The organism is Nostoc sp., from assembly GCF_036919555.1.
Classification (GTDB): domain Bacteria; phylum Cyanobacteriota; class Cyanobacteriia; order Cyanobacteriales; family Nostocaceae; genus Nostoc.
In genome coordinates this window covers 1-21654 of sequence record NZ_JBALCS010000100.1, presented here as the reverse complement: position 1 = coordinate 21654, position 21654 = coordinate 1, and the positions used below count along the sequence as shown (strand labels likewise).

At 41.8% G+C, this 21654-nt stretch carries 20 protein-coding genes; 7 read left to right on the top strand and 13 right to left on the bottom strand.

The window, feature by feature from the left end:
* Positions 1-301: 301 nt before the first annotated feature.
* Positions 302-628, bottom strand: coding sequence for a YbjQ family protein (locus V7K36_RS28125; RefSeq protein ID WP_335120955.1), 327 nt, complete (start codon positions 626-628; stop codon positions 302-304).
* 476 nt (positions 629-1104) lie between these two features.
* Here V7K36_RS28125 and V7K36_RS28120 point away from each other — a divergent pair, with 476 nt between their 5' ends.
* A complete protein-coding gene (locus tag V7K36_RS28120) occupies positions 1105-1785 on the top strand; it encodes a tetratricopeptide repeat protein (protein ID WP_335120954.1) in 681 nt (226 codons plus the stop codon).
* Positions 1786-1787: 2 nt separating this feature from the next.
* Here V7K36_RS28120 and V7K36_RS28115 read toward each other — a convergent pair whose 3' ends face one another.
* From V7K36_RS28115 to V7K36_RS28095, 5 genes are all read right to left on the bottom strand, one after another.
* Positions 1788-2717 (bottom strand): ABC transporter ATP-binding protein, encoded by a 930-nt coding sequence (locus V7K36_RS28115; protein ID WP_335120953.1) that lies wholly within the window; start codon positions 2715-2717, stop codon positions 1788-1790.
* 82 nt (positions 2718-2799) lie between these two features.
* On the bottom strand, positions 2800-3051 hold the full coding sequence (locus tag V7K36_RS28110; protein WP_335120952.1) for a hypothetical protein: 252 nt from the start codon (positions 3049-3051) through the stop codon (positions 2800-2802).
* A gap of 2 nt (positions 3052-3053) precedes the next feature.
* A complete protein-coding gene (locus V7K36_RS28105; RefSeq protein WP_335120951.1) occupies positions 3054-3941 on the bottom strand; it encodes a hypothetical protein in 888 nt (295 codons plus the stop codon).
* A 162-nt stretch (positions 3942-4103) separates the two neighbouring features.
* Positions 4104-4880, bottom strand: coding sequence for an RNA polymerase sigma factor SigF (locus tag V7K36_RS28100; RefSeq protein WP_335120950.1), 777 nt, complete (start codon positions 4878-4880; stop codon positions 4104-4106).
* A 616-nt stretch (positions 4881-5496) separates the two neighbouring features.
* Entirely contained in the window at positions 5497-6333 is an 837-nt protein-coding gene (locus tag V7K36_RS28095) for a photosystem II manganese-stabilizing polypeptide (RefSeq protein ID WP_334945319.1), read from the bottom strand.
* A gap of 54 nt (positions 6334-6387) precedes the next feature.
* Here V7K36_RS28095 and V7K36_RS28090 point away from each other — a divergent pair, with 54 nt between their 5' ends.
* On the top strand, positions 6388-6777 hold the full coding sequence (locus V7K36_RS28090) for a hypothetical protein (protein ID WP_334830975.1): 390 nt from the start codon (positions 6388-6390) through the stop codon (positions 6775-6777).
* 119 nt (positions 6778-6896) lie between these two features.
* Positions 6897-7244, top strand: a complete 348-nt coding sequence (locus V7K36_RS28085) for a hypothetical protein (RefSeq protein WP_335120949.1) — start codon at positions 6897-6899, stop codon at positions 7242-7244.
* A gap of 279 nt (positions 7245-7523) precedes the next feature.
* On the opposite strand, the gene V7K36_RS28080 is transcribed toward V7K36_RS28085, so the two are convergent.
* Together V7K36_RS28080 and V7K36_RS28075 are read right to left on the bottom strand one after the other, a co-directional pair.
* Positions 7524-12575 carry an nSTAND1 domain-containing NTPase gene (locus tag V7K36_RS28080; RefSeq protein ID WP_335120948.1) on the bottom strand — a complete coding sequence of 1684 codons (5052 nt, stop codon included), beginning with the start codon at positions 12573-12575 and terminating at the stop codon, positions 7524-7526.
* Positions 12576-12677: 102 nt separating this feature from the next.
* Positions 12678-14009, bottom strand: a complete 1332-nt coding sequence (locus V7K36_RS28075; protein ID WP_335120947.1) for a P-loop NTPase fold protein — start codon at positions 14007-14009, stop codon at positions 12678-12680.
* 676 nt (positions 14010-14685) lie between these two features.
* On the opposite strand from V7K36_RS28075, the gene V7K36_RS28070 reads away from it, so the two are divergent.
* The 4 genes from V7K36_RS28070 (at position 14686) to ftsZ (ending at position 17896) form a co-directional block, all read left to right on the top strand.
* Positions 14686-15519 (top strand): cell division protein FtsQ/DivIB, encoded by an 834-nt coding sequence (locus V7K36_RS28070; protein ID WP_335120946.1) that lies wholly within the window; start codon positions 14686-14688, stop codon positions 15517-15519.
* A gap of 191 nt (positions 15520-15710) precedes the next feature.
* The gene (locus V7K36_RS28065; RefSeq protein ID WP_335120945.1) at positions 15711-15980 is read left to right on the top strand and encodes a hypothetical protein; all 270 of its coding nucleotides are present in this window, start codon (positions 15711-15713) and stop codon (positions 15978-15980) included.
* A 317-nt stretch (positions 15981-16297) separates the two neighbouring features.
* The gene (locus V7K36_RS28060; RefSeq protein WP_334945305.1) at positions 16298-16531 is read left to right on the top strand and encodes a hypothetical protein; all 234 of its coding nucleotides are present in this window, start codon (positions 16298-16300) and stop codon (positions 16529-16531) included.
* Positions 16532-16591: 60 nt separating this feature from the next.
* Complete coding sequence (gene ftsZ / locus V7K36_RS28055) at positions 16592-17896, top strand: cell division protein FtsZ (RefSeq protein ID WP_334945303.1); 1305 nt, start codon at positions 16592-16594, stop codon at positions 17894-17896.
* A gap of 274 nt (positions 17897-18170) precedes the next feature.
* Here ftsZ and V7K36_RS28050 read toward each other — a convergent pair whose 3' ends face one another.
* The 5 genes from V7K36_RS28050 to V7K36_RS28030 form a co-directional block, all read right to left on the bottom strand.
* Positions 18171-18290: a PEP-CTERM sorting domain-containing protein gene (locus tag V7K36_RS28050; RefSeq protein ID WP_335120944.1), complete on the bottom strand. Its 120-nt coding sequence runs from the start codon at positions 18288-18290 to the stop codon at positions 18171-18173.
* A gap of 182 nt (positions 18291-18472) precedes the next feature.
* A complete protein-coding gene (gene gshB / locus V7K36_RS28045; RefSeq protein ID WP_335120943.1) occupies positions 18473-19432 on the bottom strand; it encodes a glutathione synthase in 960 nt (319 codons plus the stop codon).
* Between the two features lie 246 nt (positions 19433-19678).
* Positions 19679-19951 (bottom strand): glutaredoxin 3, encoded by a 273-nt coding sequence (gene grxC, locus V7K36_RS28040; RefSeq protein ID WP_335120942.1) that lies wholly within the window; start codon positions 19949-19951, stop codon positions 19679-19681.
* 362 nt (positions 19952-20313) lie between these two features.
* Positions 20314-21147, bottom strand: a complete 834-nt coding sequence (locus V7K36_RS28035; protein ID WP_335120941.1) for an XDD4 family exosortase-dependent surface protein — start codon at positions 21145-21147, stop codon at positions 20314-20316.
* A 258-nt stretch (positions 21148-21405) separates the two neighbouring features.
* A partial coding sequence (locus V7K36_RS28030; RefSeq protein ID WP_335120940.1) for a hypothetical protein occupies positions 21406-21654 on the bottom strand: 249 nt, incomplete at its 5' end.

Genomic DNA, 21654 nt, shown 5'->3' with positions numbered 1-21654 from the left:
CATGTTTATGTTTAAAATTAAACAACTAAATCATCTTTGTTCATATCTATCAAGAGAAATATTTAATGAATATATCTTTAGTGATAAAAAACAAACGCCTTTAAGAATTTTTAATCAAATTTAGTATTTATTTATTCTTTAATGATTATTTAGAGCTTTTTTATATAAATTATGAAGTTAAAATACACTTATTAACTGCTATAGTAATCCATCTGGAATTTGGAAAAAATTAGACTTAATACAAAAATTTGTAACCCTGATTAGAAAATGCTTACAAAGTAATTAGACAGCCACGAAAAGATTAACGCATTCTGACAGCAGTGCCTGTGGCAGTAATCAGCAAAAGAACTCCTAACTGGTCAACATTGATTGTGCCAGTATCAATTTCAATCCCGATTACAGCATTTGCTCCTAAACGTTGTGCTCGTTGTTCTAATTCTTCTAGTGCCTTACGTTGACCCTGCTCAAATAGACGCTCATAACTAACAGTGCGTCCACCGATAATATCTCGAATACCAGCCAAAAAGTCCCGCAAGAAATTGCTGCCGTAGACTACTTCTGCGGTAACAATGCCTAAATATGACTCAATAACGGCTCCTTGAATCACATCAGTGGTAGTCATAATCATAAATTAGCATCCAAAATAGTAGATAGGTTGATATTTATTATTAAAATACTCTAACAAATGTAAAATTATTTAGACATATATAATTAGCCGATGTTGAGATAGGTTTGATAAACATATTCTCACACAATTTTAGATTGCGATCGCTGACATCGGATATGAAATACCAATGACGGATCGCCTATTTAGAATTAAGTGAAAGATCTGTTGTTTTTTTTGGAATTATCAGTATAACTACTGTCGAAAAAGAGTGTAATTTTGATATTCTCCGAATTTATATGTAGAGCAAGCTCATTTCGTCATTTATACCTAGCACTTCAGCTTTCAGTAAAAACTCTGTGATCTGGCACTGATTGTAAAGGAAAGACTGGATGAACAATTAACATCTTAATGAATACGAGGAAATACAGTTTTCAAAAGTCCATATTTTTGTTTTAATGTACAAGAAAAAAGCCGTCTAAAATTTCAGGAAATTTACTGTGTACAAGTCAACATCATTTGTGTTTAGTGTAGTGTTATTAGGATGTTTTGCCTTCAGCATACCTTCAGTGGCTCAGGCTCAGGTATTAGTGGCACAAGCCAAAAACCCGCAGTTAAAGCAACTACTAGAGGAAGGACGGAGGTTAGTGAATGCCGCCGATTATAGTGGTGCGATCGCAGTTTATCAGCAAGCAGCTAGCCTAGATCCCAAGAATGCTAAAATTCATTCAGGTATTGGCTACTTATACGCTCAACAGGGAAATTACCAGGCGGCATTAACAGCTTATCGTCGGGCGATCGCTATCAACCCTAACAATAGTGATTTTTACTACGCTGTGGGTTACATCAAAGCAAATTTGGGCGACACACGTGGGGCAAAGGAAGGCTACCGTCGTGCCATACAGCTGAACCGTAACAACGTTAACGCCTATTTAGGATTGGCTGTGACGCAATCTCGTATGGGAGACTATAGTGCAGCTACCTGGGCATACCAACAAGCAATCGACTTGGATAAGAACAATGCTCAAACTTATGAATTGATGGGTTCGATGTATAAACAGCGACGACAAACCAAACAAGCCAACAGTTCGCTTCAAAAAGCCCGCGACTTGTACAAGCGGCGCAATGACTCACAAGGAGTGGACAGAGTAGAAGCCATGCTGCGACAGTTAGGAGGATGAGCTTAATCTAACTGGCGTCCCGTTAATTCCACAAAAATATCTTCCAGGTTAGAGGGACGCACCATCATTCCGGTTTTATCGGGCTGTTCATTCAAGTAGACATTTGCTGCTTCCAGGGATGGGAAAAACAAATATTCCCAGCCACGAGCGCCATCACTTCCCACTTCAGATAAACCTAATTGCTTCATCACCAAACCTTCACCGTGAGCAGAACGCATCTGTTGTAAAGTTCCTAAAGAAATCAGCTTACCGCTATCCATAATACCAATACGTCCTGGCTTGGTAGAGCCAAAGGCATCGCACAAAAATTCGACCTCATCCATATAATGGGTCGTCAGTAGCATCGTCATCCCCTGCTTATTCAAATCCCGAATAATTTCCCACAGGCGTCGCCTGGTTTGGGGGTCTAGTCCTACCGTTGGTTCATCCAAAAACAGAATTTGCGGTTGATGCAATAAAGCTCTCGCAATCTGCAACCGTCGTTTCATACCCCCAGACAGAGTTTTTACCAAATCATCATGTTTTTCTGCTAGCTCAACATACTCTAGCCATTGATTAATTAGTTTTTGTCGCTGCGGGTTGCTAATGTGATGTAGTCTCCCATGCAGTTCCATATTTTCCCAAACGGTTAAATCGTTATCCACACTGATTTGCTGCAAGACTACGCCAATACTCTGTTTTGCCAACATTCCTTGGCTCATCACGTCATATCCACCTACTTCTATTCGTCCTTGGGAGGGTTTCGTGAGTGTAGTCAGCATCCGAATTATGGTTGATTTACCCGCACCGTTCGGGCCAAGTAGAGCAAATATTTCCCCCGCTTTAATTTTGAATGACACATCATTGACTACAGGTACATTCTTGTACAACTTGTAGACGTTTTCTAGAAAGACAGCAGCTTTTTGAGTAGACAAGTTTTCAACTAAATTCAATAAATTGATATTAACATTCGTGAACAACAATATTCCCGACTTCTTTGGAAAATCGGGAATTTGAGGCTTCGATTTTAGCAAATCAAATAAGATTCATATAGCGATTTTGATAGTAAGCCAAAATTTGGTTAACTCGTTGCCGACTTTCTGAACCAGAGTTTGCTATCCATAAGATGGACAAGCCACCAATTTGACTTTGATTGTAATCAAACTGTGGGGATGACTGGGGAATTAAATCTACTTCTACCCCTTCGACTTGACATAAATGAGCTGCTATCTCTCTATAGACTGCTAAAGGCAAACCAGCGAATTCAATTTTTTCCTTAGTCTCCATCTTTATGAAGCTCCAACATTAGAAGGATTTGAGGGGGGCGTTGTCACTGAAACAGGATTACCGCTAGCAGGTGCAGCTGAGGGCGTTGAATTGACAGCCCCTTCCCCTACCATTTTGGCAACTTCAATACCATATTGTTCCAGAATCACGATGGGGTTGTAGCCCTGATTCATTTCAATACGTTTAACCAGTACGCCATCTGCTAATCGCTGTCCCGCCTGCACATAGCGACTCGTCGGCTCATCAGGTACTTTAATAATTGCCTGTGGTTCCTTACTAATTAAAACTACACCAGTCACAAGCACTGCCCTTGCTAAATCAGGTTGTGCTGGCAGTGGCAATACAGATACTAAAGTAGGGTTGGAGACAACTTGAGGCAAAACTTTAGGCAAGACTGAAGTCAAGATAGGATTGACTTTTTTTGGTTTTGATACAGAAGATTTTGGGACAGAAGATTTTGGGACAGAATAAACGTTATTTTTCTTTGGATTTAAAGCTATGCTGCGTGTTGGAAGTTTTCGTGCTGGTAGTGATGCAGTAGGGAGCTTAGGCACCACGGGAACAGGTCTTCCAGATGTTTGAAGCATTCCGGGAACTATCTGCCCGAAAAGTTGTGCAAATGGGTCACTTCGATTTTTTGATAGCACAACTAGCCGTGCCCGCTCTGTAGCATTAGTGGATTGAATCAAGTTAACAGATGCAGGAGTAACTTGTGAAACCTGTTTGTCTGGTATGACTGGATTCTTAAAGGATTGAGCCGATGGTGGCAACTTTGCTGCTATTTTGGGAATTGGCGCAGGATTGATGGCTTGTTGTGTATCTTCAGAACCACATCCAGCGATCGCCAAGGTTAAAATAGCTGCAATTGTAATTTTTGAATTTATGCCCATGAGCTGTTCTCAAAAGCCATTGGAAAATTGAAAAGTGGAAACTAACAAGCCTGAAATTTGTATCAAAGGCAAAGTATGTTCCCTTTATAACCTAATTTCTGAGATTTCAAGGGTTATTTTTAACACTGCCTACCCAGCATAACTGCGGCTTGGTGTTTGCAGTCAATCTTCTGCCACACCCATAAGCTGTTTCATCAAATCCAGTCCTTTCTTGACTCTACGGGAAACCGTTACTACACTGATCCCTAGATGTTCTGCAACTTGTTTTTGTGTCAAATCCTGCAAAAACACACATTCCAATACATCGCGGGTGCGTTTTTCTAGCTGAACTAATGCTTGTTGTAAGCGAAATTGGTCTTCTTGTGCTAGTTGAAAGCTACGAAAGTGAGGATCTGGAACCAATTCTCCTAAACAGGTAGAGCCTTCTTCTCCGTCTTGGACTGGCACATCAAGACTCAAGGGAGCGCGATTGATCCATGCTAATTTAATTTCTTGCCATTCGTTTGGAGAAATTTCCAGTGCTGCGGCTAATTCCGAGTCGTTTGGTTGGCGATTATGTTTTTCACGCCAAGAACGTGAAACTCCTATTGCTTGCTGTTGCAGAGCTAACCACTTCCGAGGAATTCGCACGGTGACACCTTTATCTCGGAGATAGTGTTGAATTTCACCACGAATATAGGGAAGAGCATAGGAACTGAAGGCATGTCCCTTGGAAAGTTCAAATTTTTCAATAGCTCTGATTAAACCCAAACATCCAACCTGGAGCAAATCATCGTAGGTTTCATGACATTGATTCGTCCAGTAGTGAGCTTCTTTTCTCACAAGCCCAAAATTGAGTTCTACTAGTTGATTGCGGACATTTTCTGACGGAGATTGCTGATATTCTCGCAACAACTGCCAAATTTCTTGTTTTAGTTCGTTGGTGACTGTGGTAGGCATAGCACCGTGTTTATTGAGCAAAGAAAGAATTGATTATTCGCTTTTAAATTCAGCTGCGATCGCACGACATCTAAGACAATATCGTGCTATATTTCCTAGCAAATACTATGTAGCTAACAAAGTTTTTTCTCTAAAGATTCCAGAGGTTGCTTGAAAATCGAGCCAAATTTAAATTGGCGAAATCGGTCTTTAGTTTGTTATTTATCTTTGGTATGACCTGTAGTTTTTTTAGAACTACATACAAATAAAATATAAAATTAATTACTAAATATCAAACCGAGATTGTACTTAATTTGAATTAATTAATAATGAAGTTAATTTAGAGAAACAAAACAATAGTGTTCAGTATTTTGTTGGATCAGCAAAAGTTTAATTGACAGTAAAATTACGTGTCTATTCAACTGGGATTTATCCAATCTTTAAAAATTACTAATAAAAATTAAAAGATACCACATATATTTACGCAGGGCAATAACAAAGGGCGAGATGCCCTTTGTTATACTTACAGCGCTTTTCAAGTGATTGAACTACACTACTCCTGACTCACCATTGCCCATCTCAGTCGTGGTCTAGATCCCTGAAAACTGCTGTAAGTACATGCGTTACTTTAGAGGATTTAGGCACGATTCGGCTCAACCCGTGCATAAAATAGACCGCGAATCTTGACTTCTTTAGGTTCGCCAGCACCTAAATCTGTATCAGATGGCTGTTCGCTCTCGAAAGTACCAGCAATTTCACCACTAGAGTTATCTACTTTAGCGATTTGCAGAGAAATCTTGCCATTTAGATTTTCAGCACGCTTGACGTTAGTGCGAGTAAGTTCTTCATCATCTGCTTGGGCGGGGAGAGCCACGGCATTATCATAGCCACTGACGACACCACGACCTTTAGGATCTAGGAAGGCAGCACCACGATAGGAAGGAACTTTGAAAGTGCCTTCAAAGTCCGTGGAGGTGTTAATACTGGTCAAACTGGGTTGTGTTTGAGCAACCAAGTCTTTGATGGTGAACAGGAAAGGTACTCGCTCACCACCAGGAAGTTGCACAGTGATGGCTTGGAAGTCAAGACCATCAGTTTCCGCAAAGGTTAGGCTATTATCTGCGTTGATTTTTAAGTTACCTTGCACCTGGTCAATGGTGGAAGTGTATCTGGTCAATAATTTGCCAGCAACAAATTCTGCTTCTTGCCGTTTATTAGCAGGTTCTTCTTTGATGAAGAAGCTGGTTGGTTCCAAGCAAAGTTCTTTGATGGCATAGGACTGGCTAGAATCAATGGGAATGGAGCCACGGCTTGTTTCTGTTAGTTGGGGGCATTTGTTAGCCAAGCCAGTCCCGCGAATTTGATCGTAAGTGAGTACATCTCTACTACTACTACTAGCAGGAGCATCACTACAAGCAGTTATTAGCCCCAGGCACAAAGCCAAGAATGCAACAATTAAAGCGCGATACCTCATGGTCAACCTCAATCTCAAAAATTAATAGATTTGTTGTAAAACTGCATCGAAGCTTTGATCTCTGATGAGAAGCCGCTACTCTGCGAAAAGCTATTTTTGGTCGGACACGGCTTTGCTCTGATTTCCAGAGTTGAACCAAGTGTTTGGGCATCTAGATTGTCTGCTTTGCACTTTGCTCTTGCCTATGGCAAAAGCGGTGTCGCCCAAGTCTTTTTGTATCATGTATGTGACGCTACTACATACAGCCCATTTTTTTATGGGGAAATCAGCCAGATCATACGATTTTTTTTAACTCAAAATCAAAGTACTCTTAATCAAAAAAGTCTCGTCCTGATCACATCTAGCTGCTGTGGAGGCTATGCTAAAGGTTACTACGCTCTTTTCGGAGCGATCGCAATTGCTTTTGATAAAGATACAAATCTAGTTATATTCACCCCTGAATAGGGCAAGTGAGGGGATACGGGGACAGGGGTGATGAGAGGAATCTACACTGACAAGCTAGGGAAAATTAAAAATCTCCGGTAAATTTGAGTTGGCCTCATTATTTATACGGAAAGGGTGGCATGAACAATAATAAAAATTTTGAATCAGGAGAGTTGTCTTGGAAACAGCAAGCGATCACAACTGTGGTGTATGATGCTGTTCAGGATTGTCAAGGCGATACTGAAGCTCTTTTGGCTTTGCTGCGGCAATTGGAGCAGTTACACCGAGAGATCCGGGATGGGGTTTTTCAAAAGAGTTTGCCTGTTAACCGTCGGCAACTCTACTCACTACTGAAAGATATTGAGTCTGAGGGAGGCTGGCCTTACATTGAGCGAATGAGACTACAAGCATTTTTAGCGAATTTGCCACAAGAGGCTCCCGAAGAAAATAACCATGAAGTTTTGGAGAGCGATCGCTCATGCGGCTGATCATCTCGAAATAAGTTTCTAGCTCTAAATTAACAACTCTGATCGCCTCATCAACCGCTAAACCAAGAGCGGTTGCTGGTTGAGGCTTCAAATTAATTCGTAATTCGTAATTAAAAAGCAATACGCTTGGGTTGAACGTAGTGAAACCCAACAAAGTCCCGAAAATGTTGGGTTTGGTCTCTCAAACGCCACTTGTTTCAAGTCAGGAAACCGCAAGGGCGCAGTGGCTCCCCAACCTACGCTGGTTTTGGTTTTTGGCTTTAACTCAAGCGTATTGAATTAAAAAGGGTTTTTAGTGGTTATGCCATCACAAAGAAGGCGATCGCGCTTCTCAAGATTGCGGTTGTGCTTGAGGTAATCGCCAACCCAGTTGCAACCACGAACAAGCAGATCATCAAGATTTAAATTCCACAGAATTATCGTCTTGTCATCACTAGCTGATGCTAGTGTTTGACCATCTGGGCTAAAACTGACACTTAATACCGAAGAGCGATGCCCATTGAGACTTTTAATTAATTTGCCGTCACTGCTCCAAAGTTTCACTGTACCGTCCCAACTGGCGGCGGCGAGTAATTCACCATTCGGGCTGAAAGTCACTGCATTGACGCTATCGCTGTACCCTTTTAATAAGGTTTTTAGTAACGTCCCATTCCGTCGCCACAGTTTCACCGTATTATCCCAGCTGGCAGAAGCCAGTAACTCGTCATTGGGACTAAAGCTGACACCCATCACCCAGCTGTCATTGGGCGAGAAAGTTTTGAGTAAAGTACCATCCCGTTGCCAAAGTTTAACAGTTTGGTCATCACTGGCAGAGGCTAAAACCTGACTATCATGGCTGAAGCTGACGCTATTTACCAAACCCTGATGCCCCACTAAGGTTTTGAGCAACTTGCCCTGACGGTTCCAAAGTTTCACTGTTTTATCTTTGCTAGCTGATGCCAACAACTGACCATCAGGACTGAAATTCACGCTCATCACACTATCGCTATGACCGTAGAGAGTCATGATTAAAGTACCGTCAAGCCGCCAAAGTTTCACTGTTTTGTCAAAACTTCCTGAGGCCAGCATTTCACCTTTGGGGTCAAAACTGACACTAGAAACTTTATTTGTGTGCCCGACTAAAGTTTTGTAAAGTCGGGTTTTGACCTCGCCCTTACTGGTGTATCGTTGCCAAAGTTTGAGAGTGCGATCTCTACTACCAGAAGCTAGGATCTGACCGTCGGGACTCCAAGCAACGCTCAAAACTCGATCCCGATGCCCTTGAAGAATAGATGGTGTTAGAGCATCTAAACTCCATAATTTCACACTTTTGTCATAACTTCCTGAGACCAGCAATTTGTTATTTGGACTGAAAGCGATGCTGACAACACCATCGCTGTGTCCTTTGAAGGTTTTGAGTAAAGTACCAGTGATACTCCAGAGGTCTATGGTTTTGTCTTGACTTGCAGAAGCTAACTTTTTACTATCGGAACTAAAGTTCAAACTCCACACTATATCGCTATGGTGTCGTAACGTTTTGTAAGGACGAAAGTCAAAACCGTCTTTAGTGCTGTTACTTTCCCTGAGCCAAAGTCTTACTGTTTTATCTCGACCTGTTGATGCCAAGAATTTACCGTCTGGGCTGAAAACAGCTACAGTTACACCCTGCTGATGTCCCTGCAAAGTTGTAACGAGACTACCGTCCCGTCGCCAGATTTTCACTGTCTTGTCGTCGCTGGCGGAAGCGATAAATTGACCATCGGGACTGAAGTTTACCCAGTTAACCCACCCTCGGTGTCCTCTCAGTATTTTTACTAAGCTACCGTCTTTGCGCCAGAGTTTTACGGTTGTATCGTTACTGCCAGTAGCTAACAATTCACCATCAGGACTGAAATTAACGCTATAAACCCAATCTCCGTGTCCTTTGAGTGTTTTATATGGCTTGGGGTCAAATTCACCTGTAATCGGGTTTTTGCGCCAGATTTGCACTGTTTTGTCGAGGCTGGCGGAGGCTAGGGTTTGACCATCAGGGCTGAAACTTACACAGGTGACAGCATCAGTGTGACCTTTGAGGGTTTGGAGTAAGGTTCCATCAGGACGCCAAAGTTTCACCGTCCGATCTCGGCTACCTGATGCTAGCAACTGACCATCTGGGCTGAAAGTTACTCCCCAGACAACATCAGTGTGCCCTTCCAGGCGGTTAACCTCCGTTACGCCATAAACTGCTTGTTGCAGGGCTGTCACTACCCGCATTCGGGTATCTGGCTGCACGTCATCTGCCTGTTTAAGTCCTCTCCAAGCCCGCAAACCTTCTAATAGGGCATCAAACTCTTTATTAGACGCAAACAAAGCTTCGCTAGCAGCAGCGATCGCACTAATTTTCAAGTTGGTTTCACTGCGTTCAGCTCGTAGAGTTTGGCTAATTGCTGCTCTTTTTTGCAAGTCGGCTTGCCACCATAATGCTGCTATTGTTCCCCCCATGATTGCCAGAATTGCGCCTGCGATCCGTGCTTCCCGCAGTCGCCGTTGCAATACCAAATTGAGTTGCTTTTGGCTAAATTTTTGGGCTACTTCAGCTTTAGTTTTTTCAAGTTTGATTTTTTCTAATTCGGCAAGTATGCCATAATTGTTTTTCTGGCGAATTGGTTCAACTAAATAATCGTGAACTAGCTGGTAGCGATCGCCTAACTCTTCTCTGATTCGCAACACCAACCCTGAACCCACCAATATTTCTAAAATCAGTTCTCCAACTGTGTCAAAGCTTGAGATTGTATCTATATCATGATTATTAACTAATGCTGCCGCTAAATCAGCTTTAGTTTTTAACGGTCGCGTCCCCTTTTCATCAGTTAACTCAAATAATAATTTCCAACTTAACTCTTCGTTTTCCTGACCGCAGTCTTTGATAACTTCCCCAAGCCACCGTTCCACCAATTTTGTCGAGCCACCGGAAAGTTTATATTGTGCAAGTGTGGTAATGTTTTCTATTTGTAGTTGAGCGCCAACTATTTGTAATTCAATTGGATGTACTTCGTCTAGTTCTCCTGTCAAATCCTGGACTAATCGGTTAATTAATTCATCACTCAGTTCATAATGTGAACGTTGAGTAAGACTATGAATTATGGCTTTAGCATCCTGGCTAGAGAATTTTCCTAAATAGTAGCGAATGTCCTTATCGAGAATATTTTTATTAATTACTCCTAAATCATATAATCCAGTACTATTTTTCTGGCTCAAACGTTCAAATTCTAATAAATGATGTAAAGAATCTTCTCTTAAGGAAAGAATAATTTTTACAAATGAAATATTTAAGCATTCAGTAAAAAAATTATAAAATTCTATTCTGTGTGTAGGAGGATTACTAACAAAGAAAAATTCTTCAAACTGGTCTAGTATGAGAATTATTGTATAATTGCGCTCAGATGCTAACCGAATTTTTTCAAGCAGTATAGTCGGTGTAGAGTCAAGACTAACCGATATTCCTGTATATGCCAGCGCTTGGTTGATACTGGTTATCAAGATTGTAATCCAATCAGTGTAAACAGATAAAACAATAGGTATAGGAATACGTTCACCCATAGCTTTTCCCTTTAGTGCTGGGACTAAACCAGCTTTGAGAATTGAACTTTTACCTACACCTGATGGCCCATAAATTACTGTGAGTTTGTAGTCAGCGCGGGTAATTCTTTCAATTAAGCGATTGACATCTTGCTGCCGTCCAGAAGCAGATATTTCTTGGGCAATTTCTTCAGGAATAAACGGGATTTTGTGAGGTTCCAATACTGGGTTAATTCTGGGGCGTTGCGGCTGCAATTGACTTGCCCCGATGAAAGCACGAAAGCCATACTGATGTTCTATTTTAATTTTTTCTTGCTTCAGCTTAAAGGCTTCAGTATAGTCATGACGCTCAAAAAAGTAAAGCGATCGCAGTTCCTCTAAAATCTCTAAGTAAAGTGATGGCTGATGTTGCAGTTCACAAACTACCCTCGCCCATTCCAGGTTATTGATTGCCTCCTCCGACTCACCCAGATGCCGTTGTGTACGTGCTAGCAAGAGAAGATACCAACTTTCTTGTCGTCGTCTTCGCAAAGCGTCTCGCAGAGAAACTTGTGTTACTTCTTCGGAGATAGAAAGTGCTGTATTCGCTAATTCATAAGCCAGTAACCAATTCGACTCAGAAGCCGCCACATTTGCTAAAAAGCCATAATTTTGAGCAACTTGTGCGGGAGTTCCATAAATTTGATGCAGACGTAATGACTTTTGAGTTAATTCTTTTAAGTCATTCCAGGCTTGTAAGCGTTGCAGCATTTCACAAGCAGGCAAAATAAATTTAGCAACTAAGTCTTCTCTTTCTACCTGCTCCAATAGCTCCAAACATTGTTTAAACCACAATAGAGCATGTTCGCAATAGCTACTATTAGTATTGTGGTATAAGTCTGCCATTCGGTGATAACACAGCCCCAGGTGGAATAGTACTATTGCTTGCTTGAGTAAAGACGAAATAGGGATAGGGTGAGGACATGAGAACAGGAAAGAAGAATTACTCTCCCACTCTCCCACTCTGCTTGCTTCCTGCTGCCATAATGCTAGGCTTCTTTGATAATTGCCTAAAGCACCATTAATTTGATCGTTGGCATATTTATCTCGCCCTAACACAAATTCTAAACTAGCTTCTAATCCTGGCGTTAATTGAACACCATACAGTCGCCGTAAATCATTACGGGCTGATTCTATTTCGTGGCGGTGTTGGGACTTGGGATCTAAATCGAGAAGGGCATTAGATAAAAATGTTTCGGCACCTGCTTCTAAAACTTTGTCAAATAGAGATTCTGCCTCTTGATGGATCAAAGCAATTAAATCTGCTTTGGCCATTTCAAATTTAATAGTGGTTACAGCCCAGCTTTTGAAATCAGGCGCTAATCTTGAAAGCAATGATGCTACTTCATCTTGTAGCCATAACACCACTGGGAATGGAAAAGTCGCGGCATAGATATCTCGTGCTTGGTTGATGCCTGTAAGTAAATTTTCCAGGTCGGTAGTTGACTCAATACCGAAAACCATCACAGCAGATGGCAAAGAGTCTGTAAGGACAGCAGGATTATCTAAAGATAGTTCTGAGACTATTGTGCTGTGTAAGGAAGTAGTTGATGGATTTAAAACGATTTCTCTAATATAGATGTCTTTGGTGATCGAGCGAATATTCTCTAACATTTGCTCACGTAATTGCCCATAGTTACATCGAACTAAAATCAGGGCAAATTGACCTTCGGAAAGCGCGATCGCTCTAATCAGTCTTTGCAAAGTTTGCTGATTTTCTTTGCTGTAGATGTGTAGCTGGTTATCATTAGTCATTAGTCATTAGTCATTGGGTATGGAGCATGGGCCATGAGGCATTAGTTATTAATCCAATCGCAAAGGACAAAGGACTAATGACAAATGACTTACCTAGCACTGTTACTTTTTTTGTTGCCAAGCCAAAACTTTTTCTGTTTCTGCCAAGGCTGGACTGATGCCAAACCAGCGCCCCACAGGATCACGATATTCAAACAGATACATGCTTCTTAGTAAGCTCTGGTAGTCAGACTCACCTTTAACTCTCTGCTGCTGCACTACTTCAAACAATAATTCCCACTGGGATTCATCAATAGCTAATAGAAGATCGTCGCGGTAGTCCTTAATCACGGCTTCTAAGCAGTCCTTGGAAAAAGGCGGATCTTGTCGTTGCAGGCAGCTATAAAGTAAACCCAATAAGTTACGAATGTGACCACCACTAACGCGACATATACGATCCAAAGTTTGAGAGTGATCGAATAATTCTGTAATTAATAAAAGCCTGCCATTCAAAGGAACTTCTGGAAAAGCTCTTGCTAGAACTAACTGGCGCACTAGTGACATCCCTGGTTCGTAATCACTGCCATCTCTTTGCCGCACTAATACCATCGGTAGTACTTTTGGCGCAATCCCTCCCCCCAGACGATTTTTCAGTGTCTCATACTCATTGGAGAAAATTAACGTTAGGGGAATTGTGTAAACTAGGTGGCATTTGAGTCGGCGTAACTGTTCGCCTCGGTCGATGAAGAGATACTCTGGTTGCGATCGCCCGGATGCTAAGGGACGCATATCCACTCGATCCAAATTATCTACAATCACTACCAGTCCTTTTTGACCTCGCAGCTTTAGCTGTTCAACAGCCTTTTCTAAAATTTCTTCGTTAATCGCCTGCAAAATACTATTGGTACGTGGTTCCAGATATTGCCTCAGTTGATTCCGCATCTGGGTGCTATCTTTGGTTTTGGCAGTAATTTTGGCAATACCCAAGGACAACTCTGCTTGTCCAGAAAGTTCTATGGGGCTTTGCAAAAAATCGCCTACTTCTTTAAGCAAATTAGTAAAGTAACCAGCTTTGAGTTTCATGCCAATGCCTTCTAAACTGGCACTGACTTGACGGGCTACACTCAGCAGAATATCACTGACATCAATATCCGCCATGTCTAAGTCTTGGCTGGACTCAAAATAAACCACATGAAATCCCGCCAATTCCAGTTCTGTCTTGAGGCGCTGCAATTCCGTTGACTTACCGCAGCCAATATGACCGGTAAATAACTGACAGGTAGGCTCATCAGGAGAAATCCGAACAATAGTCCGTTGCAATTCTTCGACAATCTTGCAACCACGTACATCAGCAAAATCTATGTAATACTGCCGATCTAGGACGTTACTTATATTTAGCGTGTAGCTGGGGTTACATGCTTTATAAAAACGTGATAAATTTAATGTCGTTTTCATGTATGTAGATGTGTATGTAGATACAGTTTAATTCTCGTTTTTATACAAGTAATCTCTATCGGAGATATAGGCATAGGATTAACTCGAAGTTGGTAGTGTCTTAAAAAAGACAGTAATTAAGGCAGAGTCACTGTCAGTAGTATGGTAGAGATTTAATTGACCCTAATAACCTTAAGCATATCTGTCCTTAATTTTTACACCTGGTATTGAGGTTTTGACAATCTGTAGCTTTTGTTTGACCTGCCACAAACCTTTAGGGCTTAGGGGATAAGTAAAAAAAGCTACAAGTAAACATGATTCTCAGTTTGTATGCCTGATGAGTAGAACTAGTATGAATTATAGCAAAGTACACAGAGATTCAGGAATACCTGTATATCATTTCACGTTAAATTTGTCAAGGAAAGAAAATCCTAAACATCTAAATTAATATTTTGTAATTTTTAGGGAAAATCTTCAAAAATAACTTGTCAAAAACACTACAGTCAGTTAAAAATGGACACCGGAAACTTTAATCGGAACGATCGCTAGCGCCATAATCTCTGTAGTTACTGTAAAGTGTTACTAAAAATAAAAAAGTATTGAGGAGATCGGCTAACAGATGCCAACACTGTTTACTGAAATTAAGAATGATCCGAGCGCCTCAAGGATTTTAGATTGCAACCAAAAAGGGGTTTGAATGGCTGGCATAATATCAGTTTCCCGTACGAATCTAGCCCAGCGTCGTCAGAAATTACGTCGGCAGAGGCGGATGAAAATTATTCAGGCTATTTGGCGAACCTTTGCCATTACTGGTTTGACGGGTGGATTGTTCTGGTTGGTGGTCCAACCAGTGTGGATGCTAAAAGCTCCTAAACAAATACTGATGAAATCAGGCGATAAATTACTGTCGGATGAAACAGCTCAGTCATTGTTGGTGCTATCTTACCCCCAGTCTTTGTGGCGGATTGAACCGTCAGCGATCGCTAACTCTTTGAAGAAACAACCAACTATTGCCGAAGCGATCGTCAAACGCCGCCTGTTTCCTCCTGGGTTAATCATTGAAATCCAAGAACGAGTACCTGTAGCAGTGACTCAAACATCTGGCAACAAAAAACTAACAATCGGCTTACTAGATGCAAGTGGAGTCTGGATGCCTTTAGAAAAATATACATCACTGAATCCCACTAGCAAATTACCCAATCTCAAAGTAATTGGCTCGCCAAAACAATACTGCCTCTACTGGACTCAACTTCATCAAGCTATCAGCCAAAGTCCGGTGAACGTAATGGAAATTGATTGTCGAAATCCCACGAATTTAATTTTGAAAACAGAACTAGGAAATGTGCATCTCGGCGCTCCAGGTCCCCAGTTGTCTGAACAAATTAAGGTACTCGCCCAAATGCGCCATTTAGGAGCAAAACTCAATTCCAGTCAAATAGAGTATATTGATCTGAAAAATCCCGATTTTCCCTTAGTACAAATGAACCAAAAAGCCCCAAAATTAACTCCCAAAATCCCTAAAAACATCTAGCGTGTTTAATGTATTGATTGCTCGCAGTAAAATAAGAAGCTTTATGCTGATAAATATATTTATTATTTTCAGTTTTCTGGCAAACCGCACTAAAATCGGCATTAACTTCTAATTAAAATGAGAAGATCAATCATAAAATCTCCATTGCAAGTAAAACATTCTCAATTGTTACCCTAACATCTAATAGTAGGGTGCAAGATGTCGGACAATCTCATGATGGTCTATGGCGTGCCAAACGCCTTCTGCCCATACATTCTTTAACTAAACCCAGTGCGGAAAAGAGAAAAATGCTTGAGTTTTTCATTAAGATCAGGCTTGCGAACAGAGGCACTGATAAGAACGATTTACGCCACCATCCAAGTGCAGAGCCAAAAACGGTCTGGCTTTGGTCTGTTGAGGAAATTTCCAAAGACAGTTTATCGAAGTTTGAATCTGTAACGCTACCGCCCAAAGTTGCATAAGCATTGCTTCTGGGCAATAAGTTTGGACTACTCTGTGCCCTAATTCCAATTGAGTGACGAAACCGCTTAGGAAATCTTGATTTTTTGACCGTACTAGTGCGGGTTCTCGTAGGATAGACTATTGCTGCAACAAAGTGTCCATTAAGACCCCCCAAAGAACAAGTTAATCAGGTATAGTCTGACAAGTAAATTCTTGCTGACTTGAATCTTAAGGATAAGTAAGTATAACGTAAGTTTTGTGTCTAAAGTTGCAATCATCCCCAATGGTGAAACCTATTAACAATATTATTGTTGAGGCAGAGAAGAGGCGCTATAGTATGTCTTTACAAGTTATGCCCTCCGCTCAGAAGAATGAAGAGATTAATGTCTGGTTGAAGTTATACAAGTCAATTTTAGATAAATGTCGGTATACTTCTCTAGAATTGGCTGTGCGATCGGCTGCGTTAAAAGCTTATCCCATAGCAAATTTTCGCCCTGCCAATTCTGTTAGGCTTGGCAGTAGTGAAAACAATAAAGAACAGTGCCATAGTATTGTGGCACTGTCAAACTAAAGTTGACTCTGAGGTGAATAACACCTGAAAAAGTCGTTTATCTACCCTTTCACAAATCCAATGACACTTGATAATAACCAAGGACTTACCTATAAAAATTCCCAATCTGCGGGACAGCCGGGGTTCTCTCTGGCAGTTAACTCGACTAATCCCTTTAATAACTCTGGGCTAAATTTCGGACAAAATCACGATAATAAGAAGATTTCTCCCGAAAATAGCCGAATTGGCGAGATTGTTCCTGGTCGAGTCGCCAACATCAAAGTAATTGGTGTCGGTGGTGGGGGTGGCAATGCTGTTAACCGGATGATCGAGTCTGATGTCTCTGGGGTAGAGTTTTGGTCAATTAACACTGATGCTCAAGCTCTTACCTTAGCTGGCGCTCCCAGTCGATTGCAAATTGGACAGAAGCTAACGCGGGGTTTAGGAGCAGGTGGTAATCCTGCCATTGGTCAAAAAGCAGCTGAGGAATCACGGGACGAAATTGCTACAGCTTTAGAGGGTGCAGACTTAGTATTTATCACTGCTGGTATGGGGGGTGGTACTGGGACAGGTGCAGCCCCGATTGTGGCAGAAATAGCCAAAGAAATGGGCGCTCTTACTGTTGGTGTAGTCACACGTCCATTTGTGTTTGAGGGACGCCGCCGCACCAGCCAAGCGGAACAAGGTATTGATGGACTAAAAAGTAGAGTAGATACGCTGATCATTATCCCTAACAACAAACTGCTGGAAGTGATCCCCGAACAAACGCCTGTGCAAGAAGCTTTTCGCTATGCAGATGATGTGCTGCGTCAAGGGGTGCAAGGTATTTCTGATATTATTACGATCCCCGGTTTGGTAAACGTTGACTTTGCTGATGTCCGAGCTGTGATGGCAGATGCGGGATCGGCACTGATGGGAATTGGAGTGAGTTCTGGAAAATCTAGAGCCAGAGAAGCTGCGATCGCAGCTATTTCTTCACCGTTGCTAGAGTGTTCTATTGAAGGTGCGAGAGGAGTTGTCTTTAATATTACTGGTGGTACTGACCTCACCCTGCATGAAGTGAATGCTGCCGCAGAAGCAATCTATGAAGTAGTTGATCCCAACGCCAATATTATTTTTGGGGCTGTAATTGATGACAGACTCCAAGGTGAGGTAAGAATTACTGTAATTGCTACCGGGTTTACAGGTGAAGTGCAAGCGGTGGTACAACAAAGCGTGGCTAACATTCGGGTAGCACCTAATACCTCGAAGCGACCAACGACACAGCAACCCGCAATTAATCCCCCAACCTCAACCCCAACTCCAACTCCAACTCCAGAACCAAAAGAAAAACCTGGATTGGATATACCTGATTTTCTGAAAAACCGACGTACACCAAGGAGTTAAGAAATTTTGAATTTGAAATTTTAGATGAAATTAGCAGTCTCAGGTCAGGCTGAGTGCTGTATAAAATTTGCTAGTTCCAGGGTTTTACCAAAGGCAGGGGTAAGCAATACGTTGCCATCCCCGATTTTGTCAATTGGTAAAAAAACTCGTCTACGCTACTTTATAGAATGAACTTGGGCAGGAGTCTCCTGGCTCAGATGTCCAACTGTGCTTATGTCACAAAAAAACCGGAAGACCTGCCCAACTACAGATGAAATACTGGTAGGCTCAAAGATCAAACAGAAGTGGCTCTTTGGCAGTGTCGGCGCATCAGCAGATAAACTCCCATCACACCTACACCAATTAGTGCTGTAATGGTTTTTGGTTCTGGAACTGTCTGAAATGAGCCATTCACCGTAAACTGACCTTTTAAGGCAACACCTACCTGTAACCTGAGTGGCTGGATCTGGGAAAAGGCTAATGTGCCAGTAGCACCCCTGAATATCCCCTCACCCCCAATTAAAGTAGAACATATTGATTCTTACAAAAAGTAACTTGTATATCTCATGGATGATATTTTTTGTCAATGCGTAAGTACTAGGTTTGTTCAATCCATTGAATAACTTGATAACCGAGGCGAGTACCATCTAGGCGATCAATCTCACGAATTCCGGTAGGACTGGTGACGTTAACTTCAGTCAGGTAGCCACCAATAACGTCAATACCCACAAAAATTAACCCGTCTTGGCGTAAGCGTTCGGCTAATTGGGTACAGATTTCATACTCTCTTGGGGTAATTTCAGTTTGAGCGACTGTGCCACCAGTGGCCATATTATTGCGAAAATCAGTTCCGCTAGAGAGGCGATTGAGCGCACCAATCGGTTCGCCATTGAGCAGGATAATTCGCTTATCTCCCTCTTTTGCCTCTGGTAAATAGGTTTGTACCATTACTGGCACTCGACCTTGGAGGGTACTGAGTTCGACAATGGAGTTAAAATTGCGATCGCCTGATTGCAAAAACAAAATTCCTTCCCCAGCTTTGTTACCCAGTGGTTTGAGAACTGCTGCCCCCTTTGCTTCGACAAATTGCCGAATAAACTGCTTATCAGCACTGACAATCGTTTCTGGAATCGCTTTGGTAAACTGGAGGGCATACATTTTTTCATTTGCCCCTCGAATGCCACTAGGACTGTTAATCACCAGGGTTTTATTTTGGTCAATGCAATCGAGAATGTAGGTGGCATAGAGGTAGGAATCGTTGACTGGTGGATCTGTCCGCATAAATACGGCATCCATTGTCTCTAAGGAAGTTAAGGAGGAATCGATCAACTTATACCAAGGATTCACCGCTATCCAGCGTCCCTCCACCAACTGCACTGGTACAACTTCGACTCGCTGTAGGACAGCCCAAGCTTTGCCCTCCACCACACTCAGCAGATTTGCCTGAGTTATCCAAACTTCGTGTCCCAGGATTTGCGCTGCTTCGATCAGGGCAATGCTGGTATCATGACACGGGTCAAGCAGATGGATGGAATCAATGATAAAAGCCAGTTTCACCCTTTATACCTCAATCACCAAGAAATTAAATAGTTATTCAATTATTATCTCTTGATGAGCTCAACACTTGACGTAATATATGTATTGCGGAGTAGAACCTGGAGGGGAAAGTCTTGTGGACAGATATCGCTTTTGTGATAAAAAAGTTCCTAAATAAGGCAACGCGTTGCTCTCCCTTCTAGAGTTGTAGCGACCGCCGTGTAATTTGCAGCGGCTTGTCGCTAGCGATCGCAAAATCTTCTAAACTTAGACGCTATTGCTAGAAGTTAGTAGCTCATCCAGCCTGCCTTGACTGTCTAAAGCGTGGATGTCATCACAACCACCAATGTGATCGTCATTGATGAAAATTTGCGGTAAAGAGCGCCGTCCATTTGCCCTTTGAGCCATTTTATTTCTGGCTGCCTCATCTCCATCAATGCTGTATTCGATAAATTCAACTCCCTTGTCTTTCAGCAAACTTTTGGCACGAATGCAAAACGGGCAAGTCCTCCAGGTGTAAATTTCTACTTTTGCAGCCATAATGTCCTCAACTTTATTTAATACTTCTTAATTTTAGAACTTTGCCACTGGCTGTAGCTGCCTTATCCTGGTTTATCTCCATCCTCAGAAGCCGCTAACTAGGTTTATATCAAAAAAAAATTAGCCAAGAGATAAAGTCTGGACTCTTGACTAAGATATTATATCTGTACCAATTTTCTTAAAAAACAGGGTGGGTTTATATCTGATTTAGGACTTACACATCAACTACGAAATGTCGGGGCAATTCATAAATTGCCCCGACGTTAAATCAAGGCTTTCACTGCCTTTTTGCGTAAGTCCTGTCATTGTGAGAATTGCTTATAAGGCTTAACTCTGTTATCAATTAGTACTCAAGTTCTCATTTAAGCTAAGACTAGAGGCTTTTTCTTGGCAACCCTCAGCGCACCTACAGCAAATAAACCAAGGGCAACTGTTGCACTAGGATCAGGTACTTTTTTAGGTGGAGGTGGCGGAGCAATATAATAAGTACTAGGCTCATCTAAACCAGTACCATACTGAAAACGAACATTCTGAATCTTTGTTGCATCAAAGCCAGAGGGTAGCCCAGAGAAAACGAATGTGGCAGAATTCTTCACAAAAGTTCCCAGGCTTACTGCTAGATTTGGACTATCGTAACCAGTAATAATACCGTAATTGAATTGCTGTCCGCCCGAAAGACCAAAACCAGGCGATATGCCAAAACCAGCTGTACCAAGACCGTAGTGCTGAGTTACTGGGTTAGCTACGCCACTAGTACCGCCAAGTCCACTGCTAGCGGTAGTTTTTGCAAAACCCCATTCAACCTTACCTAGTCCCACATTGGTAAGATCGACATTACTTCCGGTAGTTAGATTATTCGTGATTACGGTTGGAGCTTTGGCTGAAGACAACGTTAAGTTTGTTAAGGCAGATCCAGCATAATCCCAAAAGATTCCTGTGAGAACATCAGTAGGGTCTGATGCACCTGGGCCTGTATTAGTAAGGGTCAGTGTCAACTTACCTGCAATTGAGTCATCAAAGAGAGCTTTCGCCGCAAGGGCTGTACTGTTTCCACCTGATATTGGGTTAGTACCTGTGGCTGAGAAAGTCATGGAGGCTGCATCTGCTTTCGGCATCTGCGAAACTGTCAGTACAGTTAATGCTGATATACAGCAGGCTGCATAACCTACTATCTTCTTGGAATATAGTTGAGACAATCGCTTGAAACTCCTTTGCTTTCTATTTAAGACATTTTAAATGTCTCAAAATAACTTTTTTATGAATATTGCTTATGTATAAATTGCCATAAAAAACTATTACTTGTCTACGGTAGGCATTAAGATTAACCAAAACTTTAAATTGGCGATAAACAACATAGTTTTCACCAATTCATTAAGTATTTTCAGCATTTCCACTTAGGAAATTTTTTGAGTTGAAATGATGCAGAATCAACTTGATTAATTAAGCTTCTATTTTTAACCCACATTCCGCACTTCAAAATGCAATATAGCAATCCGATTTGATTGCGTGAAAAAATCTAAGCATATGTAGGGGAGCCAGTGCGTTGCGGAGGTTCCCTCCATTGTAGCAACTGGCGTGGGAGCCAGTGCGTTGCGGAGGTTCCCTCCGTTGTAGCAACTGGCGTGGGAGCCAGTGCGTTGCGGAGGTTCCCTCCGTTGTAGCAACTGGCGTGGGAGCCAGTGCGTTGCGGAGGTTCCCTCCGT